Genomic DNA, 24,980 nt, shown 5'->3' with positions numbered 1-24,980 from the left:
CTGGAAGGGTTGCCGCCGGGAAACGAAATACGACCGAAACGACACGGTCTATAAATACACCGTATCAGGGATGTTTTTCAATATATGTCAGATGCTTGTGCTTCGTTGTTCATGCATCGAGTGAGGATTTCGCCCGGTCTAGCACGCGAGAGACCTGCTTTGCCGTCCATCGGCCGCCCCGGGACGTTCCGATACCCTGCTCGTCGAGAGTTGCGGCGATCTTCTGCAGGGACGTCCCGGCATCGTGCAGCGGACCGATAATCTTCATCAGCTTTGAGGCCTCTCGGCTCGCACGGGCCTGTACAGCGGCGTTTCGGGCACCGGTGGCGTCCCTCATGCCTCCGAGCTTAACACCTCGCTCCTTGGCCATCCTCAGCGCCGCCTTTGTCCGCTCGCTGATGAACGTACGCTCCTGCTCGGCGAGGGCGGCATAGATATGCAGTTGAAACTTATCGGCAAAGGGCATTGAGGCCACCCGGAGCCGTACCCGCTTGTCGTCCATGAGCGTGGCGATGAACGAGACCTTTCGGCTGAGGCGATCGAGCTTTGCGACCAGGAGCTCGGCACCGCTCTTTCGGACGATGGCCAGCGCCTTGTCGAGTTCGGGCCGGCTGTCGTCTCCACCGCTCTGAACGTCCTGGTACCGGCCCATGATCTCGAACGGGACCGCGGAGAACTTCTCGAGGAAGATGGCGATGTCTCGCTCCTGTGCCTCAAGGCCGAGCCCTGACTTGCCCTGATCCTCGGTCGAGACGCGGGTGTAGATGACATATCGCAGCTTGTCGGCCATGGCCTGCTCTCCAGCGGTTGCCACTGGATATTCTCATGGCCGTGTCAAATGTCAACGTTGATTGTGACAGTCAAGTCATTGAAAAGACGGCTTCGTGGACAAAATTGATTACCGCCCAATCGTTTTCGTCGCCCAACACCTAATCCCTCGCTTCGAACGTTTTGGCGGGATAGATCCCCTCGAGCCAAATGCGATACAGGGTTCCTTTAGGGAGGTACTTAAGAAGTCGAAACTCCTCGACGAACACGCGAAAATTTCCTGAATCTTTTGTTAAGGCATTGGCAGCGGTCAACGAAATTTCAGCACTACTCATTTGGCTGCGGACCAAGTTGCCGTACCGTGCTTTCTCGTCATCTGAGAGATCATCGTTCTCTGAGACACGACGGAGCACAGTGTACAAGACCCGAAAATAAGGACCAAGCGATCCTTCCGATCTCCTGTGAATGTCATCACGATAGAAGCGCTCGATGACTTCCCCCATCTCTGGTTCAGGCTCATTCGAGTAGAGCGCATGTTTGGCGAGAAACGATTTCATCTCGTTGAACGCGACCTCGAAAGCCTCTCGCCCGTAAAGAGGATCGCCATCGTCGTTCACCCCGAATTTCACTTTATCCCTGAGTTCTCGGAAGAGAGCGAAAAGCTGGAAGAACGTGGCTTCGAACTGCTGCAGCCGCCCGTTTCTGTCGGCTCGCACAAGGCGTTCATTCTGCCGCTCAATCTCTCTTTGCTGTGTGGCTATCTCGGTTGACTGCAATCGCAGTGTCGCAATGACGCCGATCACTGCAGCCGCGGAGAAAGCAGCATTAAGGGCGCCAAACGAGTCGCCCCACTGCCCGAGCACCGCCATGTCCACCTCGAAACCCCATCGAGCGAGTGCCAAGTGGAGCATTGTCCAGAGGAGCCAGGCGCCTATGACAATCAGTGCCAAGTTTACAGGTACGCGCATTTTCACCCCATCAAGTTTCTTCGGGGTATACATTGGAATCAACCTAAAGGCGATATTTCGAATTGCCTGCCGGGCTCACAATGTGCTCAATATCTGTTCGGGAAGGCCGCCAGCGGCAACTGGGTGTACCCCCTGAAAGGGCGAATGGAGCGGCGGGGACTTGAGCCATGGAATTGACCTGGTCGAACATAATTTTCGAAGCGTTGAAGCTTCTTCTCCAGTTTGCAGGCGCGTTGTTCATCACTTGGCGGGCGGTTAAGTGGGCGCTGCGCCGCTACAAAGATGAAAAACATTGGGAGCGAAGGCTTGGGGCCTATTCCGATCTGACCACTGCGCTGGGAACTCTCCTGAATGTTCTGGGCGAGTGGGAGGATCAGGAGATAACGGATCGGGGACCGCGCGGCACAACGCAGGAAGAACTGCGGAGCGCATATTGGGGTGCGCGAAAAAAGCTTGAGGAGGCCCACAGTACCGCAATGTTGCTGCTACCTCCAACCGTCGCCGAACGTATTAAGACGCTCGCGCAGTCTCTTTCCCGCAATGACGATGGAGACCATGCTTCCTTCGTCGATAAAATTGATGGTGAGTGGCAACTGGTCGTCAGCGCTAGAGACGAGATTGTTAGGCTCGGGCGCCTCGATCTGCAGCTTGAATATGCCATCCCGGGTGTAGCCTCACGAGGCGATGGCTCGTCGGCCGTTAAGCCGACCCTATAACGTTTTCCTTCACCCATTGCCGATACCGCTCAAGTACCGGCGCCGCATCCTCTCCCGTCGACCGCCTGTAGGCCTCCTGGGTGGGGGTATGGGTGAAAGCCCAGCCAAGGGCCTCCATATGTGCAGCGGACCGGACAAGGGTGTGGCCGTCGCGCCCATACCTTTCCGTCGTGGCGGTGGCGCCTGTATGCAGGTCCATTGTGGTCGGCGCGGGGGTGATCATGCTACGCTTCTCCGAAGGTTCACCAACTCGCCGTCTTTCGGCTTCGGCGGCCAAGGCTCTGCCGCGATCTTGCTGATGATGACCGGCATGATGTCGATGATTTGGGCAGTGGGACGACGCTCTGCCCATTCGAGAAGATCAAGCTGTTTCATGCCGCACCTCGCTTTTCGATCATACCTTCTATCTCGTAGGGGGAGAGATTACCGCCGAGCAGCATCTTTAGGGCGGCGTCCATATGCGCGCGGGAAACGCCAAGCCGCGTGAGGAATGCCCTGCCTTCTGCGGGCGACGACGGCACCGGATAGGCTTCGAACATGCTCTCGCGCGTATTCGTATCCCTTTTATCTTCCTCAGCAGCAGAGCCATGTGGTTGTGCCTGTGCTTCTGGATCTGAATATGAATCTGATTGTGGTTGTGGTTGTGGTTGTGGATGCTTAGGCCCGGCTTTATCCCGGCTAAAGCCCGGCTTTTCTGAAACCCGCGGGCGCCCACCCCGTCGGCCAGCTTCCGAACGCTTCTTGTGGGTCGCTTCCGACTGCGCGCGAAGAGCTTCAAGGCGGGGATGCCGCCAGTCATCGGCGAAGAGCGTCCAGATTGCTTCCTTGACGAAATCCCACCGCTCGGCAGCGCATTTCGCTATGCGAGCCAGACGCTCGTCATCGCACGGAAGCCGGCCATGCTGCCACAGATGCATCTTGAGCAGCGCATAGGCGCCATACTCTTCCGCATTGAGATGGGAAGTCTCAGCCAGTTCATCGCCGACATAAACTGGCATCCAGGGTAGGTGCGTCATCCATGTGCCTTTCGGTAAACGCGCATACGCTCGGCCCAGGCGATCGCCTCGCAAGCCTCGACGGCTGAGAGACCGAACCGCTCTTTCAGCGCCGGCACGATGGGGTGGGGAGGCTCGCGAAGATCCGCGAGCCAGTGGGCGGCCTGCTCGACCGCGGCGGAGTGTTGATGTTCGGGAGGGGTGGTGATGCTCATTCGTCATCCTCACCGTCGTCGGGCTCATAGTGCATGCCCGCCAGCTCATGGATCATCTCGATTTGATAGATCGAGAGAGCCATCTGGATCGCGAGGACGGTTTCTCCGCCGGTCAAGCCGCGCTCATAGCTGGCGCAGTTCTTAAGCAGGTCGTGTAGCGTCTCGCTGCCTCGCTCAAGAAAGCTGCGAAGGCCTTCGACGATTTCAGCGGCGGCGTCCGAAACCCGCGTCCGGTTAGCGAAGTCGCCTTCTGGATCGGGGCCGAGGATGTAGGGCTCGTTCATGCCTTGCCCTCCAGCTTCGCCTTGAGGGCATCCCAGCGTTTCTGCAGGTCGTTGAACTCGTCGATGATCTCGAGTTCGGCCGGTGTCCGCTGCTCCTGCTCGTGCTCGATCTTTTCCAGCAGGTAGAGGACGGGCTCCAGCCGCCTCTTCGCGCTGCCAAGCAGCCATGACATTTCGCTGGCTTCGTTATCGTGGACCTCGCCCTCGGAAAGGCGCTGGCTGAATAGCCGCATGATCGTCACGGCGTCGTAGGTGTTTTCAATGAGTTCCTTGGTGACGGTGATCATTTCAGCGCCTCCATGACTTCTTCGACGCGTTCTTCGGCGGCCAGCAATTTGCTGTCCATCTCGCCGACCACCGCTTGGATCGCGTTAGTGGCATCCTTGGTAAGGCCAGGGTGGGAGGCGGCCATGAAGACTGCCTCGTTCAGGTATCTGACGGTGGCGAGCAAATCGATGATATCGCCAAGCTTGGAAGCGGTGCTCATATTGCAGCCTCCTTCAGGAATGCGTATGCGGCCCTGACCATACGATCAGCAGCATCGCAACCGTACACACCATCCTCTTCAGTGAGTGATATCCGAAGGGCCTCGACGGCGCCCTCAAACGTGGCCGCCGGCGTGTCCCACTCCGAGAGTGTTTGCAGATGAGGACCGTAGGTTTCGTCTGCGATCTTGCTCCAGTCGACATCGCCCACGGCAAGCGCGTTGAAGTCCAAAAGCCCACGCTGATAGAGCCTTATGGTTTGGAGGAGCGGGTCTGGTGCAACCGGCCCGGCCGTGGTATTCGTTACCTCGTTCATTTTCATATCCTTCGTGGGGATGATGGAACCAAGGTCCGGAAGCGCGCCAACGCTTGCCGGGCCATTTTCTTTTGCGGGCACGATGATCATGCCGCGTCCTCCGTGAAGAACGCGACGAGCTTACTGCGCTCAACGACCCATCGGCTTCCCACCTTCTTGGCGGGAAGCTTGCCGGTGCTGAGCAGATGGAAGGTGACCCGGGCGGATCGACCGATAACCTTCGCGATTTCTTCAGCGCCCCAGACAAGATCGATTTTCTCCGATGCCGTATCCATTGGTAATCCTCTGTTAATAGCCGTGTGTCATTGGTGCGGCATGAGAGTGTGTGGCATACGTGCGGCATTGCTGTCAATACCTTCGTGTGGCATTGGTGAGGCATGGCAAGAGACGATTTACATTTTCGGCTGCGTATCCCCGAGGATTTGAAGCGCCAGATTGAACAGCAGGCTGAGCGCAACGCGCGCAGCATGACTGCGGAAATCGTGCAGCGGCTGGAAGAATCTTTCAGGGAGCCGCTGATCCTCCCGACCGCGCTTCGCGAACGCATTAAGATGTACGCGGAGCGCAATGACCGGACAGCGAACGAAGAAATATTGCGGCTTCTAAATCGTGAGTTTCCCGTTCAATGGCCTGCTTCGGAACGGCTCGAATACTTGGCTGATCTCCTCGGAATTATTAAAACTGGGGCCTCGGACGAGCACATCAACAATTTTACCGCTGCCGTAGAGGAAACCCTGGATGGAATAGCATCCGGTAGGGTTACCGGCCTCGAAGAGGATGCACGAAAACGCCTTCTCGCTCTGTGGAAGGATTATAAAGAACGTGAGGACTGGGAGGCTTATGAAGCCGCGAAAAGCGCTGTGGACGACCTTGATCTCGAAGAAGTCGAATCGCTTGAGCGGAACGGAACAACAGAGAAATTTGCGGAGCGCCCGATCAAAAATCCGTATGGTGATGATGATGACGGAATTCCCTTCTGATGTCCGTCCGTAAGCGGGAATGGAAGACTCCGAAAGGAGAGGCAAAATCCGCCTGGGTGGTCGATTACTTCGACACGGCCGGTCAGCGCCGCCTCAAGACGTTCCGGCTAAAGAAAGAGGCGGATGCCTTCGCCGCAACGGCTTCGGTCGAGGTTCGCGAGGGAACGCACGTCGCCGACTCGGCCAGCGTCACCGTGGAAAAAGCCGGAAAGCTATGGATTGTCTCGGGCGAAAGCGCGGGCCTTGAACGATCGACGATAAATCAGCGCAAGAGCCACCTAGAGCACCATATCGTGCCGATGATTGGTCAGATGCTTCTATCAAAGCTCAACGTGCCGGCCGTCCGCGATTTCGAGGACCGGATGCGGAAGGAAGGGCGATCACCGGCAATGGTGAAAAAGGTGCTGACCTCCCTCGGCTCGATCCTATCCGACGCTGGCGAGCGTGGCCTTGCGACCCGCAATCCAGTCCGAGATATCAGGGGAAGCCGGAAGGGCCGCGACAGGCGGCAGGAGAAGCGCCAAAAGGGCAAACTGGAGGTAGGGGTGGATATTCCCACCCGTGAGGAGATCAAGGCGCTCGTCAGCGTCCTGGACGGTCATTGGAAGCCGATGCTCCTCACAACCGTATTCACCGGCATGAGATCGTCCGAGCTGCGCGGGCTGCGGTGGCAGGACGTGGATTTCAAGAAGGGCGAGATCAGCATCCACCAGCGCGCCGACCAGTTCAGGGAGATCGGGCCGACAAAATCAGAGGCTGGCGTTCGAACTATCCCCGTTCCGCCAGTCGTCATCAGCGCCCTGAAGGAACATAAGCTGAAACAGGCTCATGGTGTCGATCTCGTGTTTGCCAATCCCGATGGCGAACCTCGCTCCCATACCAACATCGTCAATAAGGGGCTGAAGCCGGCGATGATCCGGGCCGGCGTTACCGTCGGCGCCGGTGAAAACGTCTCCGCGAAATATACAGGTCTCCACGCCCTACGGCATTTCTTCGCGTCTTGGCTGATCAACCGGAAGGAAGACGGCGGACTCGGTCTGCCGGTGAAAATGGTTCAGGAGCGCATGGGGCACGCCTCAATCGTGATGACCATGGACACCTACGGTCACCTCTTCCCACGGTCGGATGACGGGACAGAACTAGCACAAGCCGCGAACAGTTTGCTCGACTGACTGCAACATGAACGCGACACAGAGCCATTTTCTTTTGTGGAAACAACGGCCGGTCAAAGCCTGCAAATCCTTGCACCCGAGTTCGATTCTCGGCGAGGCCTCCACCTTTTCCTTGCATATCATAAAGTTGCAGCGCTCTTCTCGGGTGCTTGACGCTGCGGCAGGCGGCGCGCCCGCGGGCGCGCCTTGTGCTTATTGCGCGGCGGGGGCGCCTTCGAGGCCGACGAGGGCGATCTTGGCGTAGCCGGCCGAGCGCAGCAGGTTCATGACGTCCATGACCGACCCGTAGTCGACGGCCTTGTCGGCGCGCAGCAGGATGCGCGTGTCCTTGTTGCCTTCCGTGACGGCATCGAGTTCCGGGCCGAAAGCGTCCCGCGCGATCGTGCCGTTGCCGATCGAGACCGTCAGGTCCTTCTTCAGCGTCATGAAGACCGGCTTGTCCTCGCGCTTGGTCGGCTGGGCGACGGAGGAAGGCAGGTCGACATTGATGTCGACGGTGGCGAGCGGCGCGGCCACCATGAAGATGATGAGTAGCACGAGGATGACGTCGATGAACGGCGTCACGTTGATCTCGCTGTTCTCCTCCAGGTCGTCGCCGCCGCCTTCCCTGATCCTGCTTGCCATGGCCTTATCCGATCTTCACGACGGAGCCGGCGGGGCGTTCTGCGCCGCGCTGGGCCGGGCGGCGGACCGCGCGGCGCATGTCGAGGTCGCGGCTCGCCAGCCGCTCGATGGCCGCCGAGGCGTCGGCAAGCGTGTGGCGGTAGCCGGTGATGGCGCGGGCGAGGAAATTGTAGATCACCACGGCCGGGATGGCCGCGACGAGGCCGATGGCGGTGGCGAGCAGCGCTTCGGCGATGCCCGGCGCGACGACGGCAAGGTTGGTGGTCTGCGCCTTCGAGATGCCGATGAACGAGTTCATGATGCCCCAGACGGTGCCGAAGAGGCCGACGAAGGGCGCCGTCGAGCCGATCGTCGCCAGAAGCCCGGTGCCCTTGGCCATGCGGCGGCCGGCATGGGCTTCCATGCGGGTGAGGCGGGAGGCGATGCGCTCCTTCACGCCGCCGTCGGAAACGTGGTCGAGCACGGGTTCGGAGACGTCCATCTCCTCGCGGGCCGCGCGCACCATGCGGCCCGTCACGCCGCGGTTGCGGCCGAGCGCTTCCTCGCCGTCCTCGAGGCCGCGGGCGGCGACGAGCCGGCGCACGGCGCCGGCGGCCGAGCGCTGCGCCGCGCCGAGCTCGGCGAGCTTGACGAGCAGCACCGTCCAGGTGACGACGGAGGCGAAGGCGAGGCCGATCATCACGCCCTTGACGACGATGTCGGCCGCCATGAACATGCCCCAGGGGGAAAGATCGTGCGGCAGGCCGGCCTGGCGCTCTTCGGGCGTACTGTCGTCCAGTGCGTCGAGATCCGTCGTTTCTTCCGCAACGGTCTCGTCGGCCGGCGCCTGTGCCGTGGCGGCGCCGGCGTCCGGCTGGGTGGCCTGCGTCTGGACCGAGGGGGTCTCCAGCGTCTGGGCCGGCGCAGCACCGGCGGCCGCAAGCGTGAGGAGGAGAAGCGGGAGTAGCAGTCGAGACCGTTTCGGCACGGCATAGTCCTCTTGCATGTCTTTATAATCGGCAGCCCGCCGGGCGGCCCTGAAACCTGACCGTTCAATACGACATTTCGGGCAGGGCAGGCAATAATATGTTGAGTAATTTATTCATGATAATGCTGCGCCGCTTCCGGCGGCGGTTTTTGCGCGCAATCGCCCGCCGCCACTGGACACCCGGCGTAAAACCGCACTAAGAGGAGGACGGCGCAGTCCGGCGAAGGCCGGGTTTGCGCCGGGCCTTCCCGTCTTACCCAAGGGCTAGAGATGATTGACTATAAAGCAGCGCGCACGAAGATGGTGGACAACCAGATCCGTACGACGGACGTGACGTCGCACGAGGTGCTCGACGCCTTCCTGACCGTTCCGCGCGAGGAATTCGTGCCGGCGGCCGTAAAGCCGCTCGCCTATATCGACAACGACATCCAGGTCGCGCCGGGCCGCTATCTCATGGAGCCGTCGCCGCTCGCAAAGCTCGTCCAGCTCGCCGAGATCGGGGGCAGCGACGTGGTGCTGGAAGTCGGCTGCGGCGCGGGCTATGCCGCCGCGATCCTCTCGCGCCTTGCCGGTTCGGTCGTGGCGCTGGAAAGCGACGCGACGCTCGCCGCAACCGCGACGGAAACGCTCGCCCGCCTCGGCTACGACAACGTCGCCGTCGTGACCGGCGATCTCGAAGCCGGCTATGCCGACGAGGCGCCCTATGACGTGATCTTCGTCGGCGGCGCGGTTGAATTCGTGCCGGAAGCGCTTTTCGCGCAGCTTCGCGACGGTGGCCGGCTGGTCGTCGTGGAAGGCTACGGCAATGCCTCGCAGGCCCGCCTCTACCTCAAGGACGGCGGCTACGTTTCCGAGCGCTACGTCTTCAACACCGCCGTCAAGCCGCTGCCGGGCTTCCGCAAGGCGAAGGAATTCGTTTTCTGAGACCGTTCCCGCGGTTCGCGTTTTAGAAGGCCCGCTGCGCAAACGCGGCGGGCCTTTCGCATGGCGGCGGCCGAACGCCCGCCTTGGCAGGGCAAACAAATCTGTGCATCACTGTTAACACATGATTCGCGGCGATTTAGTTCGCCGCCGAAGTCGCCTAGGGTTTTCGGGATGTCCGGCCTGCCGTCTCGGCACGCTGCGGGCGCCGCAGAGAACGGGGATAGAAATGGCTCAGCCAAATGTCGCGCGTGAACCGTCCATGGATGAGATCCTGGCGTCGATCCGCAAGATCATCGAGAACAACGAAGCCCAGCCGGACCTGGCCGCCGATGCCGATGACGAAGGGGGCTTCGACATCACCACCGAGAGCCCTGCCAACCTTCTCGACCATCCCGTCATGGCGGAACAGTTCCAGGCCGAGGAATACCGTTCCTCCGCCCTCGAGCCGCTCGCCCGCGCCGAGCCGGCCCCGGGCGGCCAGCCCGCGACCTCGCTGGCCGATGTCGCCGCGCGCGTGCGCGCCGCCTCCGAGCGCCATGTCGCGGCGAACCGCGACCTGCCGGAACCCGTCCAGCCCGCCATGCGCGAGGACAGCCCGCTGGTGACCGCCCGCATGACGGCGACGGCGAACCGCGTGGCGGCCGAGCCGGCGGAAGAGAAGATCGAGGCGGCAGCGCCTGCCGTCGAGCCGGTGCGCGAAGCGGAGCCCGAGACGGGCCCCGCGCGCGATCTTGCCGCACTCGTCTCCCCCGCCGTCGGCGAGCGGGTGGCGCAGTCCTTCGGCGCGCTGGCCGAGGCAATTGATGCCGGCCCGCGCCGTTCCTTCGACGAGATCGCCGAGGACATGCTGCGCCCGATGCTGCAGGAATGGCTCGACGACAACCTGCCGACGCTGGTTGAGCGCCTGGTGCGCGAGGAAATCGAACGGGTGGCGCGCGGCCCGCGCCGCTGACCGACGCCGCCATTCTTTAACGAAAAGATGGTTTGAGCCGCGCCGGACCCCCGGCGCGGCTTTTCTTCTGTTATTGTTGACTCCATGCCGGCCATCCGGTTTACAAAACCCAACCGACAAACAGCAGGCCACGCACGAAAATGCTTGAAAAGAACTATGATTCCGCAGCGGTCGAGCCGCGCATCGCCAAGACGTGGGAAGACGCAGACGCGTTCCGCGCGGGCGAGGGCGCAAAGCCCGGCGCCGAGACCTTCACCATCGTCATCCCGCCGCCGAACGTGACGGGCTCGCTGCACATGGGCCATGCGCTCAACAACACGCTGCAGGACATCATGGTCCGCTTCGAGCGCATGCGCGGCAAGGACGTGCTGTGGCAGCCCGGCATGGACCATGCCGGCATCGCCACGCAGATGGTCGTCGAGCGCAAGCTCGCCGCCGAAAAGCAGCCCGGCCGGCGCGAGATGGGCCGCGAGGCCTTCGTCGAGAAGGTCTGGGAATGGAAGGCGGAATCGGGCGGCCTCATCTTCAACCAGTTGAAGCGCCTCGGTGCTTCCTGCGACTGGTCGCGCGAGCGCTTCACCATGGACGAGGGCCTGTCCGAGGCTGTCCTCGAGGTCTTCGTCTCGCTCTACAAGGAAGGCCTGATCTATCGCGGCAAGCGGCTCGTCAACTGGGACCCGAAATTCGAGACGGCGATTTCCGACCTCGAGGTCGAGAACCGCGAAGTCGACGGCCATATGTGGCACTTCAAGTACCCGCTCGCCGACGGGGCCACCTATACCTATGTCGAGAAGGACGCCGACGGCAACGTCGTCTTCCAGGAAGAGCGCGACTACATCTCGATCGCCACCACCCGTCCCGAGACGATGCTGGGCGACGGCGCGGTCGCCGTCCATCCGACCGACGAGCGCTATGCGCCGATCGTCGGCAAGCTCTGCGAGATCCCGGTCGGCCCGAAGGAGCATCGCCGCCTCATCCCGATCATCACGGATGAATATCCGGAGAAGGATTTCGGCTCGGGCGCGGTCAAGATCACCGGCGCGCACGACTTCAACGACTATCAGGTTGCCCGCCGCAACAACATCCCGCTCTACCGGCTGATGGACACGCAGGCCGCCATGCGCGCCGACGGCGAGCCCTACGCCGTCTATGCGGCGCAGGCGCTGGAGATCGCCAAATCCGGCGAGGTGCCGAGCGAGGCCGAGGTCGACGACATCAACCTCGTTCCCGACGAATATCGCGGCCTCGACCGCTATGAGGCCCGCAAGCGCATCGTCGAGGCGATCAACGCCGAGGGCCTTGCGGTCACCGTCAAGGATGACGAGGGCAACGCCATTCCCTATGTCGAGAGCAAGAAGGTCATGCAGCCCTTCGGCGACCGCTCCGGCGTCGTCATCGAGCCGATGCTGACCGACCAGTGGTTCGCCGACGCCAAGACGCTGGCCGAGCCGGCGATCCGCTCGGTCCGCGAGGGGCGCACCAACTTCGTTCCGAAGAACTGGGAAAAGACCTATTTCGAATGGATGGAGAACATCGAGCCGTGGTGCATCTCGCGCCAGCTCTGGTGGGGCCACCAGATTCCGGCCTGGTACGGGCCGGACGGGCAGGTCTTCGTGGAAAAGACCGAGGAAGAGGCGCTGCACGCCGCCATCCAGCACTACATCGCCCATGAAGGCCCGTGGAAGGCCTGGGTCGAGGAGAAGCTGGAGAATTTCGCGCCGGGCGAGATCCTGACGCGCGACGAAGACGTGCTCGACACCTGGTTTTCCTCCGCGCTCTGGCCGTTCTCGACACTCGGCTGGCCGGAAGAGACGCCGGAGCTTGCGCGCTACTATCCGACGAACGTTCTCGTCACCGGCTTCGACATCATCTTTTTCTGGGTCGCCCGCATGATGATGATGGGCCTGCACTTCATGAAGGACGAGGACGGCAATCCGGTCGAGCCCTTCGAGACCGTCTATGTCCACGCGCTGGTGCGCGACAAGAACGGGCAGAAGATGTCGAAGTCGAAGGGCAACGTCATCGACCCGCTCGAGCTGATCGACGAATACGGCGCGGACGCGCTGCGCTTCACGCTGGCCATCATGGCCGCGCAGGGGCGCGACGTGAAGCTCGATCCGGCCCGCATCGCCGGCTACCGCAACTTCGGCACCAAGCTGTGGAACGCCACGCGCTTTGCCGAGATGAACGGCGTGAAGAGCGATCCGAAATTCGTGCCGGAAACCGCCTCGCTGACGATCAACCGCTGGATCCTCACGGAGCTTGCCCGCACGGCTCGCGACGTCACCGAGGCGATCGAGACCTATCGCTTCAACGATGCGGCCGGCACGCTCTACCGCTTCATCTGGAACCAGTTCTGCGACTGGTATCTGGAGCTGCTGAAGCCGGTCTTCGGCGGCGAGGACGAGGCCGCCAAGGCCGAGTCCCAGGCCTGCGCCGCCTATGTGCTGGAGGAGACCTACAAGCTCCTGCATCCGTTCATGCCCTTCATGACGGAAGAGCTCTGGGCGCACACGGCCGGCGAGGGCAAGAGCCGCGACAGCCTCGTCTGCCATGCCGAATGGCCCTCGCCGGCCTATGCGGACGACGCGGCCGCCGACGAGATCAACTGGCTGGTCGATCTCGTTTCCGGCATCCGCTCGGTCCGCGCGGAAATGAACGTGCCGCCGGGCGCGACGGCCCCGCTCGTCATGGTGGATGCAAGCCCGTTGACGCGCGCGCGTCTTGCCACGCACGACCAGGCCATCCGCCGCCTTGCCCGCGTCTCGGAAATCCACCTGGAAGCGTCGGCACCCAAGGGCGCCGCGCAGATCGTCGTCGGCGAGGCGACCGCCTGCCTGCCGCTCGGCAGCCTGATCGACCTTTCGGCCGAGAAGGCCCGCCTCGAAAAGGCGATCGAAAAGGCCAAGGCCGAGGCCGCCCGCATTCAGGGCAAGCTGTCGAACGAGAAGTTCGTCGCCAACGCCAAGCCGGAGGTCGTCGAAGCCGAGCGCGAGCGTTTCGCCGAACTGGAGCAGCAACTGGCCAGCCTTGCCGTGGCACTCGCCCGCGTCAGCGAAGCGGGTTGATTCAGGCCCAAGGCCCCTTCGGGAACCTTAAAAGCCGCGCCGGCAACCCCGGCGCGGCTTTCTATTCGGGGCGGCGATTGCAAAATCGCTGCTGTGTCTGAAATGTGACATGGCCTCCCGGCGCTGAAATAAAATTCCTCTGTATCGGGTAGAATTCGCGGCGGAGAGAATTCCATTTCAGGCGCTTCGATTGATGAGGGGCTTCACTAAAAACTTACGTAATTTTTTGAAGCGTAGTTGAAAATCATCCGCGAAAAGTGGGGTTTGCCAAGCCGACTCTCCTCTCCGATAGTCATGTCGGATCGGGCGGTGGAGAGGCCGCCTCAGGACTTCGGGGGAATAGGAATGATCAATACGCTCTTCAAGAACGGACTTCTGGCGGCGGCGGCTCTGGCGGCCCTTGCCGGCGCGGCACAGGCCGGCGGTTTCAGCCGCGGCGAGGCGGACACGGACATCCTTTATGAAGACGGAACCACTGCCTTCCGCGCCAAAACGACGTTTGTTGCTCCCCAGCGCGGCTACGACACGATCGAAGGGAGCGCAACGTCGGACGGCGATTATACGGACAACTTCTTTGTTCCTAGCTTGGCTGGGAAGGTCCGCTTTTCGGATAGTTTTTCGTGCGCAGGTACTTATACCCAGCCATTCGGCGCATCATCGAGATATGGGGCAGACGCGCAAGCGGCAGACGCCGCAACGTCGATGATTGGCAACTACACGACGGAAGCTGAATTCAAGACGAATGAGTACGGCCTGACCTGCGCGGTCAACTTCGCTCTTGAGAAGGGGCGCGCATATTTCATCGGAGGCTTATTTCTACAGAGCTTCGAGTACACCGAGAAGACGCGGCTGGGCACGTTGCAGCTTGAGGATGAAAGCGAGCTAGGTTACCGTCTGGGTGCCGCATACGAAATTCCTGAAATCGCCCTGCGTGCAGAGCTTATGTATCGCTCACAGGTTGACCACAAAGGTGATGGTAGCTTTACGCTTTCGCAAGACGGTTCGACTGTCTTGACCGGTGGACTTATGCCGGCAGGTACTCCGTTTGACGCCTCAGGTGCTGGAAGCTTGCCGCAGTCACTTGAATTCAGCCTGCAGACGGGTATCGCGCCCGGCTGGTTGGCGTTTGGTTCGGTAAAATGGACGGATTGGAGTGTTCTGCCGTCACTTAATTATAACATAACTAATATCGGCGACCTGAAAAAGAATTTCCGCTTCCGTGATGGATGGACCATTACGGGCGGCATTGGCCACAGTTTCACCGATGATGTTTCTGGCGCTGTGAGTCTGACCTGGGATCGGGGTGTCGGCACGGGGGCGGATATTATGACGGACAGTTGGACCGTTGGTGTTGGCACGGCAATTAAGACTGGGCCGGGCGAGTTGCGCTTGGGTGGTGCTGTCAGCTACTTGACCTCCGGTTCGCAGAAATACGACGCAAGTGGTGACTTTGCCGACTACAATGCCACAGTCGGAAATGACTTCGCCTATGGCGCCAACGTTTCCTACCTCGTCAAATTCTGATCATTGACAATCTGGTTAATTAAAAGGGCCCGGCGTCATCGTCGGGCCCTTTTGTTTGGTTAACGTTTTCTTGCTGTATTCGGCTCCCGCTGCGGGAGTCACAGCGATGTCTGAAAAAATGTGACGGAATCGCAACACATTTTTTTCCAGAGTTTGCTACACCAGCCGGGAAGCGTCCAAATGTCCATTTCCCGCCACAAACGGAGCGCAGCGATGAGGACATGTAGACGCGTGGAACCGCGCCAGGGAAACGATGAGCCAGCCGATGTCATTGCCGCCGGAACTGCCGGAAGCCCGCACGAGACCCGTGCGTTTCCGGTTCGGTGCAGCGACGAAAGCCAGGCGCGGAACTGAAGAACTGATGCCCAAGTCCGAGTTGTTGCCGATGAAAGTACTGGTAATGGGCCTATGCCTTTCCCTGTCCTGCGGGGCGGCGTCCGAGGCCCTCGCATTCGATCCCCAGGCAGGCGTCAGCAAGGAGAGCGGGCCCTTCGACCTCTTCAAGTTCGGCTTCTTCTCCTACAAGGAAGGGCGCAAGAGCGATGCCGTCGAGGCCTATCGCTACGCCGCGGAAAAGGGCCATACCGGCTCGCGCTGGGCCCTTGCCAACATGTATGCCGACGGCGACGGCGTGCCGGAAAACGATCTCGAAGCCTTCAAGATGTACAGCGAGATCGCCCAGGCCGGCGTCGAGCCGGGCTCGGAAGATACCGGCTATTTCGCCAATGCGCTGATCGCGCTTGCCAGCTACTACCGCCGCGGTATTCCCAACAGCCCCGTCAAGATCGACCTCACGCAGGCCCGCCAGCTCTATTTCCAGGCGGCCTCCGCCTTCGGCATTCCCGAGGCGCAATTCCAGCTCGGCCGCATGATGCTGACGGGCGAGGGCGGCTCGGTCTCCGTCCACCAAGCCAAGAAGTGGCTGAACCGCGCCCGCAACAACGGCCATGCCGGCGCCATGGGCCTCTTCGGCAATATCCTCTTCCAGGAAGGCGATACGGCCCGTGGCCTCGCCTTCATGACCGCCGCGCTCGAGCATTGTCAGCCGAAGGACTGCGGCTGGCTGCAGTCGACGCAGGAGGAGGCCTTCTCCGTCGCAAGCGAGGAAGACCGCCGCAAGGGCGTCGAGCTCGCGCACAACATCCGCTTCAATTCGGGCGAGTGATGCCGGCAGCCTGATGCCGCGTTGAAGAACCGCCCCCCATCCCCAGGACCTTCTCTCCGTAAACCGGGAGAAGGAGGAAGACGGCGCGCCCATCGTTCCTCGCCCCGTTTACGGGGAGAGGATGCCGGCAGACAGGTGAGGGGCAATCCCTGCTACCGTGCCGCGTAATCCAGCACCGCCGTTACAGGCACGTGGTCCGATGGCTTCTCCCACGCGCGGACGTGCTTTTCCACCGCCGTCGAGAGGAGGCGGTCGGCCGCTTCCGCCGACAGCAGCAGATGGTCGATGCGGATGCCGAAGTTCTTCGGCCAGCAGCCCCCCTGGTAATCCCAGAACGTATAGAGCGGCACCGTGTCCGTCGTCGCGCGCACCGCATCGGTGAGGCCGAGGTTTTCGAGCCGGCGGAAAGCCTGCCGTGTCGCCGGCAGGAAGAGGGCGTCCCGTGCCCAGACCTTCGGGTCCCAGCAGTCGTGCGGCTCGGGGATGACGTTGTAGTCGCCGGCAAGGATCAGCGGCTCCTCGAGCGCGAGGCGGCTTTCGGCGAAGGCGGAAAGCCGCTCCATCCAGGCGAGCTTGTAGGGGTACTTGACGGGATCGTCCGCCGGGTTGCCGTTGGGCAGGTAGAGCGAGCAAACACGGATCGCGCCGCCTTCCACGGAGTAGACGCCTTCGATGAAACGGGCCTGCTCGTCGCCGTCGCCGCCCGGCAGGCCGCGGTTCACCTCGTCGGGTCGGATCCTGGAGAGGAGCGCGACGCCGTTGAAACCCTTCTGGCCATGCGTTTCGACATGGTAGCCGAGCGCCTCGATCTCGCCGCGCGGAAAGCCCTCGTCGACCGTCTTGATTTCCTGCAGGGCCACGATGTCCGGGTTGGACTCCTTCAGCCAGGCGAGAAGATTGTCGATGCGCGCCCGCACGCCGTTGATGTTCCAGGTGGCAATCTTGATCGGCATGCGGGTTCCGTTTTCGGTTGAGGATGGTCAGATCGAGAAGCTGGTGCCGCAGCCGCAGCTTGCCACCGCATTCGGGTTGTTGATCTGGAAGGACTGGCCGAGCAGGTTGTCGACGAAATCGATTTCCGATCCGTCCATGTAGACGAGGGAAAGCTGGTCGATCAGCACGCGGGCCTTGTCCTTCTCGAGCACCAGGTCGTCGTCCTGCTGGTCCTCGACGAGGTCGAACTTGTAGGAAAAGCCGGAGCAGCCCCCGCCCTCGACGGAGACGCGCAGCGCCTGCTTTTCGGGCGCTGCGCCGAGGATCGACGCGATGCGCCGTGCGGCGGCGTCGGAGATGGTTACGGACTTGTCGGTCATGTCTGCCTCCTGCCGGGGTCAAGATCCGGAGAGAATCGCTTTGCCGCATGCGGCCGGAAAACGGTGTTCCATCGAGCCGGCTCCTGCGCGCCGTTTATATCAAGCCCTTGAGAAGGCTTGTTTTTCAGGTGCGCCTTGCGGCCGGCCTTGCCGCTATGCACACTATAGGTATGAAGGCATCGCGGCCGCGTCAATACGGGCGGCGTGAATGCAGGTGACGAATGACATTCGACAGACATGCGCTGGGTTTCGGCGCCGGGCAGCGCGCCATCTACGCTTCCGATCCCTGGGCGACCCGCGGGCGGCTCTTCCCGGAGCCGGAGAGCCCGACGCGCTCGGATTTCCAGCGCGACCGCGACCGCATCGTCCACACGACCGCCTTCCGGCGCCTGAAACACAAGACGCAGGTCTTCATCGCCGCCGACGGCGACCATTACCGCACCCGCCTCACCCACACGATCGAGGTGGCGCAGATCGCCCGCGCGCTCGCCCGCGCCCTGAAGCTCGACGAGGACCTCGCCGAGGGCGTGGCGCTGGTGCACGATTTCGGCCATACGCCCTTCGGCCATACCGGCGAGGATGCGCTGCACGAGGTGCTGGAGCCCTTCGGCGGCTTCGACCACAATGCCCAGTCGCTGCGCATCGTCACCAAGCTGGAGCGGCGCTATGCCGAGTTCGACGGGCTGAACCTCACCTGGGAGAGCCTCGAAGGCCTCGTCAAGCACAACGGTCCGCTGATCGGCCCGACGGGCGAGGGCACGCACGGCGAGGTGCCGCGGCCGATCCTCGACTATTGCGCCGTGCACGACCTGGAGCTGTCGAGCTTCGCGAGCCTGGAGGCGCAGGTGGCGGCGATTGCCGACGATATCGCCTACAACACCCATGACATCGACGACGGCCTGCGCTCGGGCTATCTCGATTTCGCGATGCTGGAGGAGGTTCCCTTCCTCGCCGGGCTGATGCGGCAGGTGCACGACCGCTATCCGGGCCTCGAAGAGCCGCGCTTCACGCACGAGATCATGCGCCGGCAGATCACCGCCATGGTGGAGGACGTGATCGGCTATGCCCAGCAGGCGATCCGCGAGGAGCGGCCGGAAAGCGCCGACGACGTGCGCAAGGCGCGCCGGTGCCTCGCCACCTTCTCCGAGGAAATGGCCGTGACGGACCGGCAGATCAAGAAGATGCTCTTCTCGCGTATCTATCGGCATCCGGAGGTCATGCGCGTGCGCGCCAACGCCGCCTCGATCCTGACGGATCTCTACCACGCCTATATGGACGATCCGCAGCTCATGCGCGGCCACTACTGGGTGGACCGCATTTCCACCATGCCGGAATCGGCCCGCGCCCGCCATGTCGCCGACTATCTGGCCGGAATGACCGACAATTACGCGATCGACACGCACCGCCGGCTGTTTGACCATACCCCGGAATTGCGATAGTCAGCCGCCCACCTGAACTTCTTCGCAGGAACGGCCCCGATGGCTACTGCGCGCGGATGGATGAGATGAACCTTTTTACAGACTTCGACAACAGAATCAAAAACGTACTCGAAGGACTTGAAATCGTCCGTGAGAAGCGATCCGAGGTGGATTTCGCCCGCGTCAGCGTCGAGCCGCCGCGCGATGCGAGCCACGGCGACGTCGCGACCAACGCGGCGATGGTTCTCGCCAAGCCGCTCGGCCTCAACCCGCGCGCGCTCGCCGACCTGATCGTCGCCGAACTGAAGAAGGACCCGGAAGTGGCCGAGGTCGGCGTCGCCGGCCCGGGCTTCATCAACGTGCGCCTCTCCGTCGCCTATTGGCAGAAGCTGCTGGCGGCGATTGTCGAGGCCGGCACGGATTACGGCCGCGGCACGCTCGGCGCCGGCCGCAAGGTGAACGTCGAATATGTCTCGGCCAACCCGACCGGGCCGATGCATGTCGGCCATTGCCGCGGCGCGGTGGTGGGCGATGCGCTCGCCAACCTGCTCGCCTTCGCCGGCTATGACGTCGTCAAGGAATACTACATCAACGATGCGGGCGCGCAGATCGACGTGCTCGCCCGTTCCGCCTTCCTGCGCTACCGCGAGGCGCTGGGCGAGACCATCGGCGATATCCCGGCCGGCCTCTATCCGGGCGACTACCTCGTTCCCGTCGGCGAGGCGCTGGCGGCCGAGCACGGCACGACGCTGCGCGCCATGCCCGAGCATCAGTGGATGCCGATCGTCAAGGAAAAGGCCATCGAGATGATGATGGCGATGATCCGCGAAGATCTGGCCGCGCTCAACGTCACGCATGAGGTGTTCTATTCCGAACGCTCGCTGCATGCCGGCAACGGCGCGCCGATCCGCACCGCCATCAACGACCTGACCTTCAAGGGCCATGTCTACAAGGGCGTGCTGCCGCCGCCGAAGGGACAGCTCCCGGAAGACTGGGAAGACCGCGAGCAGACGCTGTTCCGCTCGACGGAAGTGGGCGACGACATCGACCGCCCGCTGATCAAGTCGGACGGCTCCTACACCTATTTCGCCGCCGACGTCGCCTACTTCAAGGACAAGTTCGACCGCGGCTTCGACGAGATGATCTACGTGCTCGGCGCCGACCACGGCGGCTACGTCAAGCGCCTGGAGGCCGTTGCGCGCGCGGTTTCGGAAGGCAAGGCCAAGCTGACGGTGCTGCTCTGCCAGCTCGTCAAGCTCTACCGCGACGGCGAGCCGGTCAAGATGTCGAAGCGCTCCGGCGACTTCGTCACGCTGCGCGACGTGGTCGAGGAAGTCGGCCGCGACCCGGTGCGCTTCATGATGCTCTACCGCAAGAACAGCGAGCCGCTCGACTTCGACTTCGCCAAGGTGACGGAGCAGTCCAAGGACAACCCGGTCTTCTACGTGCAGTATGCCCACGCGCGCTGCATGTCGGTGTTCCGCCAGGCGGGCGAGGCCTTCCCGGGCCTCGACATCGCCTCGCTCGACCTTGCGGGCGCGATTGCCGGCAATATCGCCGATCCGAGCGAGTTGCACCTTCTTGCGAAACTGGCAGAATATCCCCGTGTCGTCGAAGGCGCTGCACTGGCGCATGAGCCTCATCGTATCGCGTTTTACCTCTATGATCTTGCCAGCGCCTTCCACGCGCACTGGAACAAAGGTAAGGAACAGCCGGAATTACGGTTTGTTAACGATAAAAATAGAGAATTGAGCATCGCCAGACTTGGGCTGGTGCACGCGGTCGCATCTGTTCTCAAGTCGGGCCTGTCCATTACAGGCACGGCAGCACCGGACGAAATGCGCTGACGTCACCATTTGCCCACAATAAGCTGGCAGACGCGTTTTTGTAGCTTGTGAGTGGGAAGCAGTATGGCAGACAAGAACTTCGCGCGAAGCGGAACCGCTGACACGGACCTCTTGGCAGACGATGATCCGTTGAGCGAGCTTGCCCGTCTCGTCAACTTCGACCCGCGCCCCGTTCAGGGCGCGGATGCGGCCTTTTCTGCCGCACGCCCGGCGCCGTCCCGCCAGGAAAATCCCGTTCTCGCCCTCGAAGACGAGCTGATGCGCGCCTTCGAGCAGTACGATGCGCCGGCGCGCGTCGTTGCCGAGCCGGTCGTCGCCGAGGCCATGCCGCGTCATGTCGAGCCCGTTTTCGAGGAGCCGCTGCCGGCCGCCGAAGACCGGGCCGCCTTCATCGACGAGACGCCGACGCGCGATATCCCCGCAAGCGCCTACCAGCACCCCGAGCCGGCTTTCGCAGAACCGTCCTTCACCGAGCTTTCCGAGCCGGTGGAAGCGGAGGATCCGTCGCTGTTCCTTGCGGACGAGCTGGAGGCCTCCGTCCATGAGGTGCCGGCGGTCGATGCCGAGCCGGTCGCCCATGCCGGCCTGCAGTTCGCCGACCGTTTCGAGCCGCGCTTCGAGGAGACGCCGCGCCAGGAGCCGGCGGCCGATTTCCGCGCCGAGGAGCACGTCGAGGAGAATGCGCCGCAGCCGGCCTTCCTCGGTCTCCAGCCGGTGACGGAAGAGCCGCTCTACGAGGAGGACATGAGCCTCGACCTGGAGCGCGAGCTGGAACTGTCCATCGGCGACGGCTTTGCCGAGGAGGCCGCCGCGGAGGCGACCTTCGCCGAGCCGCTTCCCGTCGTCGCGGACGTCCGTGCCGAGCCCGAATTCGGCAGCTGGTCGGAGACCCCTGAGCCGGATGCCGCCGCCTTCGCGGTGGAGCCGGCCTATGCCGGCGAGGAGCCGAAATTCGTTTCGGAAATGCCGTTCGAGACGCGCGAGGAGCGCGCCCATGCGGTCGCCGAGGCCGAGACGCAATGGCAGGCCGAAGCCCTCGATCCCATCTTCGAGGCCACGCCGGACTATCAGGTCCAGTCGGTCGAGAAGGGCGGCAGCTACGATCACGACGATCTGCTTGCCGAGGTCGAGCGCTATCCCGTGCCGGAAAGCCGTTCGCCGTTCTCCGAGACCGTTACGGCCGCTGCCGCGGTGACCCCGCGTCATACGCCGGCCAATATCCCGGCCCTGTTCGGCCGTGCGACGCCCGTCGTCCACCGCGAGCCGGCGCCGGCGACGGTCGTCGCGCCCGTCGAGGAGACGGTTCGCGCGGTGGAGCCGCCCGTCGCCGAGACGCGCAGCGAGCCCTTCGTGCTTCCGACGCCCGCCGTTCGCGAGCCGGATCTCGATTTCGACACGATGGAATTCGACCTTTCCGACATCGAGCTCGACCTTTCCGATTTCTCGCTGGACGACGAGCCGGTGAAGGAAGAGGCAAAGCCCGCGCCGGTGAAGGCCGAGATCGCAACGCCCGAGATCGCAAGGCCCGTCCAGCCGGTCCAGGTCGAGACGCCCGTCCGCCGGGAGCCGGCCGTCGCCGTGCCGGTCGCGGCCTATAGGGCCCCGCAGCCGGCTGGCGTCGATGCCGACGGCGCGCTGCCCTTCGATCCCTCGCTGATCGCCGAGACCGACGAGGGCGTGACCCCCGTCACCGAACTGGACGTGCCGCAGCTTCCCGTCGTCGAGAAGGAAAAGCCGCCGGTCTACCAGCAGGACTACGATTTCGACATCGACGCCGAAATGGCGCAGCTCTTCAACGAGCCCGCCGCCAAGCCGGTGCATGGCGAGGACCCTTCGGCAGGCGTTGCCGCCGCCAGCCAGCCGGTCACGCAGATCAACGACGTCGACGATTTCGAGCGCGCGCTGGAAGAGGATTTCCGCCGCTCGCTGAACCAGCCGGAGCGCATGGCCATTCCGGTCGATCCGGGCCAGGCGAACGGCCTTTATGGCGGCGACGGCTATGACGACGCGCAGGCACGCCCGCGCCGCGGCATGCTGATCGCAGCCTCGGTCGCCGGCCTCCTTCTCGTCGGCGGCGGTGCGGTCTATGCCTGGTCCGCGCTGACGGGCGGTGCGGAGGGTTCAGGCGAACCGCGCGTCATCCTCGCCGACAAGGACCCGGTCAAGGTCGTGCCCGAGGAAAAGGGCGGCAAGACCGTCCCCAACCAGGACAAGGCCGTCTATGACCGCGTCGCCGGCGACAAGGTCACGCGGCCCCAGCAGGAACAGCTCGTCACCACGCGGGAAGAGCCGGTCGACGTCGTGCAGCGCACGCTGACGCCGGAAGCGCTGCCCGACGATAGCGCCGATACCGGGCTTGCCGACGACGACAGCCGCCTGCTTCCCGGCGTCGACGAGCCGGAGACGGCAAATGCCGAGGCCGGCAACAAGCCGCTCATCTCACCGCGCAAGGTCAAGACGATGATCGTCAAGCCGGACGGCACGCTCGTCGCCCGCGAGGATACCGTCACCGAGCCGGAAACGGAAACCGCCAGCCTCGACGCCAAGGCCACCGCGACGACCGGCCAGGCCTCGGGCGAAGCCGCCACGACGGTCGATGCCGATGCGTCGCTGCGCACCGAGCAGGCATCGGCGGAGGCCCGTCCGCGCTCGGCGCTCGCCGAGGCTGCCGAAGCCAAGGTGGAAGACACCGCGCCCGTGCGCACCGTCAAGACGACGACCATCGGCGCCAACGGCACGACCAGGACGGACGACAGCGCGCCGGTTCCGGAAACCCGGCCGATCGATCAGCCGGTCAACGTCGTCGGCACCGTGACGGAAACGGGCCGCCAGAAGGCCACGGAAACGCAGGCCGGGCAGACGCAGGTCGCGGCCGTCGCGCCGGGCGGCTACGTGATGCAGATCGCCTCGCTTCCCTCGGAAGCCGAAGCGCAGAAGTCCTATGCCGCGCTTTCCAGGAAGTTCTCCTCCGTGCTGGGCGGCCATGGCGTCGATATCCAGAAGGCGGAGATCGCCAACAAGGGCACCTACTTCCGCGTCCGCATTCCCGCGGGCTCGCGCGAAGAGGCCATCGCCCTTTGCGAGCGCTACAGGGGCGCGGGCGGAAGCTGCCTCGTCACCCGCTGAGAACCGGGCTGGAACAGGAAAGAGGCGCGGCCGGTCCGCGCCTCTTCGATTCCGGGCATAGCGTTCATCTTTTTCCTCCGAACCTCTAAGATTGCGGACATGAGCGAATCGAAATCCTTCATTTCGGGCTGCAAGGGCCTGAGCCTCACCGCCGACGAAAAAGCCTTCTTCCGCAGCGAGCGGCCATGGGGCTTCATCCTCTTCGGCCGCAATATCGGCGAGCCGGCGCAGGTCGCCGACCTCACCGCCGAGATGCGCGAGTGCATCGGCGGCGGCGCCGACATCCCGGTGCTGATCGACCAGGAGGGCGGCCGCGTCCAGCGCATCAAGCCGCCCTATGTCCAGCAATATCCGAATGCCGCCGCGCTCGGCGCCATCTATCGTGCGGATGAGGAGAAGGGCCTGCGCGCCGCCTGGCTGATGTCGCGCCTGCACGCCTTCGATCTCCTCCGCCTCGGCATCAACGTCGATTGCCTGCCGGTGCTCGACGTCGCCGTGCCGGGCGTGCACGACGTCATCGGCAACCGCGCTTACGGTCAGGAGCCGGAAATCGTCTCGGCGATGGGCAAGGCTGCGGCGGAGGGGCTGAAGGCCGGCGGCCTGCTGCCCGTCATGAAGCACATGCCCGGCCACGGCCGCACCATGGTCGATTCCCACCATGACCTGCCGGTCGTCCATGCCGGCCGGGAAGAGCTGGAGGCCTGCGACTTCGTGCCCTTCCGGCGCATGAAGGACGAACTGATGGCGATGTCCGCCCATATCGTCTACACCGCCATCGACCCCGACAATCCGGCGACCACCTCGCCGACGGTGGTGCGCGAGATCATCCGCGGCCATATGGGCTTTGACGGCCTCCTGATGTCCGACGACGTGTCGATGAACGCCCTCAAGGGCGATATTGCCGAAAGAACCCGGGGAATCGTTGCCGCGGGGCTCGACATGGTGTTGCATTGCCATGGCATCATGGACGAAATGATCGCGGTGACGGAAAACGTTCCGCCGCTTGCCGGCGAGAGCCTCAGGCGCGCCAATGCGGTGCGCGCGGGCTTCCGCGCGCCGGACGGGGCGGACGAGCATGCGCTGCGCGAGGAGTTCAACGCGATGATCGCGGTGGCCTGACGGGCAGGCAGAGGGAGAAACGTGCAGGCGACGG

The 24,980-nt window shown here is 63.1% G+C and carries 26 protein-coding genes; 12 read left to right on the top strand and 14 right to left on the bottom strand.

Features of this window, described 5'->3' with window-relative positions:
• Window positions 1–109: 109 nt before the first annotated feature.
• Window positions 110–790: a recombinase family protein gene (locus HNQ66_RS06320; RefSeq protein WP_184141972.1), complete on the bottom strand. Its 681-nt coding sequence runs from the start codon at window positions 788–790 to the stop codon at window positions 110–112.
• Window positions 791–929: 139 nt separating this feature from the next.
• Window positions 930–1,769 (bottom strand): putative phage abortive infection protein, encoded by an 840-nt coding sequence (locus HNQ66_RS06315; RefSeq protein ID WP_184141970.1) that lies wholly within the window; start codon window positions 1,767–1,769, stop codon window positions 930–932.
• 134 nt (window positions 1,770–1,903) lie between these two features.
• On the opposite strand from HNQ66_RS06315, the gene HNQ66_RS06310 reads away from it, so the two are divergent.
• The gene (locus HNQ66_RS06310; RefSeq protein ID WP_184141968.1) at window positions 1,904–2,452 is read left to right on the top strand and encodes a hypothetical protein; all 549 of its coding nucleotides are present in this window, start codon (window positions 1,904–1,906) and stop codon (window positions 2,450–2,452) included.
• A 219-nt stretch (window positions 2,453–2,671) separates the two neighbouring features.
• On the opposite strand, the gene HNQ66_RS06305 is transcribed toward HNQ66_RS06310, so the two are convergent.
• From HNQ66_RS06305 to HNQ66_RS06270, 8 genes are read right to left on the bottom strand one after another with little or no spacing between them, the layout of a single operon-like run.
• Window positions 2,672–2,827: a hypothetical protein gene (locus HNQ66_RS06305; RefSeq protein ID WP_184141966.1), complete on the bottom strand. Its 156-nt coding sequence runs from the start codon at window positions 2,825–2,827 to the stop codon at window positions 2,672–2,674.
• Window positions 2,824–3,468 (bottom strand): YdaU family protein, encoded by a 645-nt coding sequence (locus tag HNQ66_RS06300; protein WP_184141964.1) that lies wholly within the window; start codon window positions 3,466–3,468, stop codon window positions 2,824–2,826. The genes HNQ66_RS06305 and HNQ66_RS06300 overlap by 4 nt, the downstream gene beginning before the upstream one ends.
• Window positions 3,465–3,662 carry a hypothetical protein gene (locus HNQ66_RS06295; RefSeq protein ID WP_184141962.1) on the bottom strand — a complete coding sequence of 66 codons (198 nt, stop codon included), beginning with the start codon at window positions 3,660–3,662 and terminating at the stop codon, window positions 3,465–3,467. Before HNQ66_RS06295 ends, HNQ66_RS06300 begins: the two co-directional genes overlap by 4 nt.
• A complete protein-coding gene (locus tag HNQ66_RS06290) occupies window positions 3,659–3,946 on the bottom strand; it encodes a hypothetical protein (protein ID WP_184141960.1) in 288 nt (95 codons plus the stop codon). The genes HNQ66_RS06295 and HNQ66_RS06290 overlap by 4 nt, the downstream gene beginning before the upstream one ends.
• Window positions 3,943–4,233, bottom strand: a complete 291-nt coding sequence (locus HNQ66_RS06285; RefSeq protein WP_184141958.1) for a hypothetical protein — start codon at window positions 4,231–4,233, stop codon at window positions 3,943–3,945. Before HNQ66_RS06285 ends, HNQ66_RS06290 begins: the two co-directional genes overlap by 4 nt.
• Window positions 4,230–4,433, bottom strand: coding sequence for a hypothetical protein (locus tag HNQ66_RS06280; protein WP_184141956.1), 204 nt, complete (start codon window positions 4,431–4,433; stop codon window positions 4,230–4,232). Before HNQ66_RS06280 ends, HNQ66_RS06285 begins: the two co-directional genes overlap by 4 nt.
• Window positions 4,430–4,837 carry a hypothetical protein gene (locus tag HNQ66_RS06275; RefSeq protein WP_184141954.1) on the bottom strand — a complete coding sequence of 136 codons (408 nt, stop codon included), beginning with the start codon at window positions 4,835–4,837 and terminating at the stop codon, window positions 4,430–4,432. The genes HNQ66_RS06280 and HNQ66_RS06275 overlap by 4 nt, the downstream gene beginning before the upstream one ends.
• Window positions 4,834–5,022 carry a MerR family transcriptional regulator gene (locus HNQ66_RS06270; protein WP_184141952.1) on the bottom strand — a complete coding sequence of 63 codons (189 nt, stop codon included), beginning with the start codon at window positions 5,020–5,022 and terminating at the stop codon, window positions 4,834–4,836. The genes HNQ66_RS06275 and HNQ66_RS06270 overlap by 4 nt, the downstream gene beginning before the upstream one ends.
• Window positions 5,023–5,124: 102 nt before the next feature.
• Between HNQ66_RS06270 and HNQ66_RS06265 the strand changes: the two genes are divergently transcribed.
• On the top strand, window positions 5,125–5,727 hold the full coding sequence (locus HNQ66_RS06265) for an Arc family DNA-binding protein (protein ID WP_184141950.1): 603 nt from the start codon (window positions 5,125–5,127) through the stop codon (window positions 5,725–5,727).
• The gene (locus HNQ66_RS06260; RefSeq protein WP_184141949.1) at window positions 5,727–6,899 is read left to right on the top strand and encodes a tyrosine-type recombinase/integrase; all 1,173 of its coding nucleotides are present in this window, start codon (window positions 5,727–5,729) and stop codon (window positions 6,897–6,899) included. Before HNQ66_RS06265 ends, HNQ66_RS06260 begins: the two co-directional genes overlap by 1 nt.
• 192 nt (window positions 6,900–7,091) lie before the next feature.
• Here the strand turns inward: HNQ66_RS06260 and exbD are convergent, their stop codons facing one another.
• Window positions 7,092–7,523 carry a TonB system transport protein ExbD gene (exbD, locus tag HNQ66_RS06255; RefSeq protein WP_184141947.1) on the bottom strand — a complete coding sequence of 144 codons (432 nt, stop codon included), beginning with the start codon at window positions 7,521–7,523 and terminating at the stop codon, window positions 7,092–7,094.
• Window positions 7,524–7,527: 4 nt separating this feature from the next.
• Window positions 7,528–8,490, bottom strand: coding sequence for a tonB-system energizer ExbB (exbB, locus tag HNQ66_RS06250; protein WP_343059442.1), 963 nt, complete (start codon window positions 8,488–8,490; stop codon window positions 7,528–7,530).
• A gap of 273 nt (window positions 8,491–8,763) precedes the next feature.
• Between exbB and HNQ66_RS06245 the strand changes: the two genes are divergently transcribed.
• The 5 genes from HNQ66_RS06245 (at window position 8,764) to exoR (ending at window position 16,123) form a co-directional block, all read left to right on the top strand.
• On the top strand, window positions 8,764–9,414 hold the full coding sequence (locus tag HNQ66_RS06245; RefSeq protein ID WP_184142253.1) for a methyltransferase domain-containing protein: 651 nt from the start codon (window positions 8,764–8,766) through the stop codon (window positions 9,412–9,414).
• 226 nt (window positions 9,415–9,640) lie between these two features.
• Window positions 9,641–10,366, top strand: coding sequence for a PopZ family protein (locus tag HNQ66_RS06240; protein ID WP_184141943.1), 726 nt, complete (start codon window positions 9,641–9,643; stop codon window positions 10,364–10,366).
• A 140-nt stretch (window positions 10,367–10,506) separates the two neighbouring features.
• Window positions 10,507–13,434 (top strand): valine--tRNA ligase, encoded by a 2,928-nt coding sequence (locus tag HNQ66_RS06235; RefSeq protein ID WP_184141941.1) that lies wholly within the window; start codon window positions 10,507–10,509, stop codon window positions 13,432–13,434.
• A 345-nt stretch (window positions 13,435–13,779) separates the two neighbouring features.
• On the top strand, window positions 13,780–14,958 hold the full coding sequence (locus HNQ66_RS06230; protein ID WP_184141933.1) for an outer membrane protein transport protein: 1,179 nt from the start codon (window positions 13,780–13,782) through the stop codon (window positions 14,956–14,958).
• 361 nt (window positions 14,959–15,319) lie between these two features.
• Window positions 15,320–16,123 (top strand): exopolysaccharide production regulator ExoR, encoded by an 804-nt coding sequence (gene exoR, locus HNQ66_RS06225; RefSeq protein WP_184141931.1) that lies wholly within the window; start codon window positions 15,320–15,322, stop codon window positions 16,121–16,123.
• A gap of 152 nt (window positions 16,124–16,275) precedes the next feature.
• Here the strand turns inward: exoR and xth are convergent, their stop codons facing one another.
• The gene (gene xth, locus HNQ66_RS06220; protein WP_184142251.1) at window positions 16,276–17,070 is read right to left on the bottom strand and encodes an exodeoxyribonuclease III; all 795 of its coding nucleotides are present in this window, start codon (window positions 17,068–17,070) and stop codon (window positions 16,276–16,278) included.
• 33 nt (window positions 17,071–17,103) lie between these two features.
• Window positions 17,104–17,436: an iron-sulfur cluster insertion protein ErpA gene (erpA, locus tag HNQ66_RS06215; RefSeq protein WP_184141929.1), complete on the bottom strand. Its 333-nt coding sequence runs from the start codon at window positions 17,434–17,436 to the stop codon at window positions 17,104–17,106.
• A 221-nt stretch (window positions 17,437–17,657) separates the two neighbouring features.
• Here erpA and HNQ66_RS06210 point away from each other — a divergent pair, with 221 nt between their 5' ends.
• The 4 genes from HNQ66_RS06210 to nagZ all read left to right on the top strand — a co-directional run bounded on the left by HNQ66_RS06210 (window position 17,658) and on the right by nagZ (window position 24,946).
• Window positions 17,658–18,875, top strand: coding sequence for a deoxyguanosinetriphosphate triphosphohydrolase (locus tag HNQ66_RS06210; protein WP_184141927.1), 1,218 nt, complete (start codon window positions 17,658–17,660; stop codon window positions 18,873–18,875).
• Between the two features lie 65 nt (window positions 18,876–18,940).
• Complete coding sequence (gene argS, locus HNQ66_RS06205; RefSeq protein WP_184141925.1) at window positions 18,941–20,701, top strand: arginine--tRNA ligase; 1,761 nt, start codon at window positions 18,941–18,943, stop codon at window positions 20,699–20,701.
• A gap of 129 nt (window positions 20,702–20,830) precedes the next feature.
• Window positions 20,831–23,827: an SPOR domain-containing protein gene (locus HNQ66_RS06200; protein ID WP_184141923.1), complete on the top strand. Its 2,997-nt coding sequence runs from the start codon at window positions 20,831–20,833 to the stop codon at window positions 23,825–23,827.
• A 99-nt stretch (window positions 23,828–23,926) separates the two neighbouring features.
• Window positions 23,927–24,946 carry a beta-N-acetylhexosaminidase gene (gene nagZ, locus HNQ66_RS06195; protein ID WP_184141921.1) on the top strand — a complete coding sequence of 340 codons (1,020 nt, stop codon included), beginning with the start codon at window positions 23,927–23,929 and terminating at the stop codon, window positions 24,944–24,946.
• The last annotated feature ends 34 nt before the right edge of the window (window positions 24,947–24,980 follow it).

Origin of the sequence: Shinella fusca (genome assembly GCF_014203155.1) — a bacterium.
GTDB classification, from domain to species: Bacteria; Pseudomonadota; Alphaproteobacteria; order Rhizobiales; family Rhizobiaceae; genus Shinella; species Shinella fusca.
This window is presented reverse-complemented; position numbering and strand designations above follow the sequence as displayed.

Bases quoted from the DNA above. Each gene is read 5' to 3' on its own strand.
- HNQ66_RS06320 (WP_184141972.1), bottom strand. From the start codon at position 790: ATGGCCGACAAGCTGCGATATGTCATCTACACCCGCGTCTCGACCGAG.
- HNQ66_RS06315 (WP_184141970.1), bottom strand. From the start codon at position 1,769: ATGTATACCCCGAAGAAACTTGATGGGGTGAAAATGCGCGTACCTGTA.
- HNQ66_RS06310 (WP_184141968.1), top strand. From the start codon at position 1,904: ATGGAATTGACCTGGTCGAACATAATTTTCGAAGCGTTGAAGCTTCTT.
- HNQ66_RS06305 (WP_184141966.1), bottom strand. From the start codon at position 2,827: ATGAAACAGCTTGATCTTCTCGAATGGGCAGAGCGTCGTCCCACTGCC.
- HNQ66_RS06300 (WP_184141964.1), bottom strand. From the start codon at position 3,468: ATGACGCACCTACCCTGGATGCCAGTTTATGTCGGCGATGAACTGGCT.
- HNQ66_RS06295 (WP_184141962.1), bottom strand. From the start codon at position 3,662: ATGAGCATCACCACCCCTCCCGAACATCAACACTCCGCCGCGGTCGAG.
- HNQ66_RS06290 (WP_184141960.1), bottom strand. From the start codon at position 3,946: ATGAACGAGCCCTACATCCTCGGCCCCGATCCAGAAGGCGACTTCGCT.
- HNQ66_RS06285 (WP_184141958.1), bottom strand. From the start codon at position 4,233: ATGATCACCGTCACCAAGGAACTCATTGAAAACACCTACGACGCCGTG.
- HNQ66_RS06280 (WP_184141956.1), bottom strand. From the start codon at position 4,433: ATGAGCACCGCTTCCAAGCTTGGCGATATCATCGATTTGCTCGCCACC.
- HNQ66_RS06275 (WP_184141954.1), bottom strand. From the start codon at position 4,837: ATGATCATCGTGCCCGCAAAAGAAAATGGCCCGGCAAGCGTTGGCGCG.
- HNQ66_RS06270 (WP_184141952.1), bottom strand. From the start codon at position 5,022: ATGGATACGGCATCGGAGAAAATCGATCTTGTCTGGGGCGCTGAAGAA.
- HNQ66_RS06265 (WP_184141950.1), top strand. From the start codon at position 5,125: ATGGCAAGAGACGATTTACATTTTCGGCTGCGTATCCCCGAGGATTTG.
- HNQ66_RS06260 (WP_184141949.1), top strand. From the start codon at position 5,727: ATGTCCGTCCGTAAGCGGGAATGGAAGACTCCGAAAGGAGAGGCAAAA.
- exbD (WP_184141947.1), bottom strand. From the start codon at position 7,523: ATGGCAAGCAGGATCAGGGAAGGCGGCGGCGACGACCTGGAGGAGAAC.
- HNQ66_RS06240 (WP_184141943.1), top strand. From the start codon at position 9,641: ATGGCTCAGCCAAATGTCGCGCGTGAACCGTCCATGGATGAGATCCTG.
- HNQ66_RS06235 (WP_184141941.1), top strand. From the start codon at position 10,507: ATGCTTGAAAAGAACTATGATTCCGCAGCGGTCGAGCCGCGCATCGCC.
- HNQ66_RS06230 (WP_184141933.1), top strand. From the start codon at position 13,780: ATGATCAATACGCTCTTCAAGAACGGACTTCTGGCGGCGGCGGCTCTG.
- exoR (WP_184141931.1), top strand. From the start codon at position 15,320: ATGCCCAAGTCCGAGTTGTTGCCGATGAAAGTACTGGTAATGGGCCTA.
- erpA (WP_184141929.1), bottom strand. From the start codon at position 17,436: ATGACCGACAAGTCCGTAACCATCTCCGACGCCGCCGCACGGCGCATC.
- HNQ66_RS06210 (WP_184141927.1), top strand. From the start codon at position 17,658: ATGACATTCGACAGACATGCGCTGGGTTTCGGCGCCGGGCAGCGCGCC.
- argS (WP_184141925.1), top strand. From the start codon at position 18,941: ATGAACCTTTTTACAGACTTCGACAACAGAATCAAAAACGTACTCGAA.
- nagZ (WP_184141921.1), top strand. From the start codon at position 23,927: ATGAGCGAATCGAAATCCTTCATTTCGGGCTGCAAGGGCCTGAGCCTC.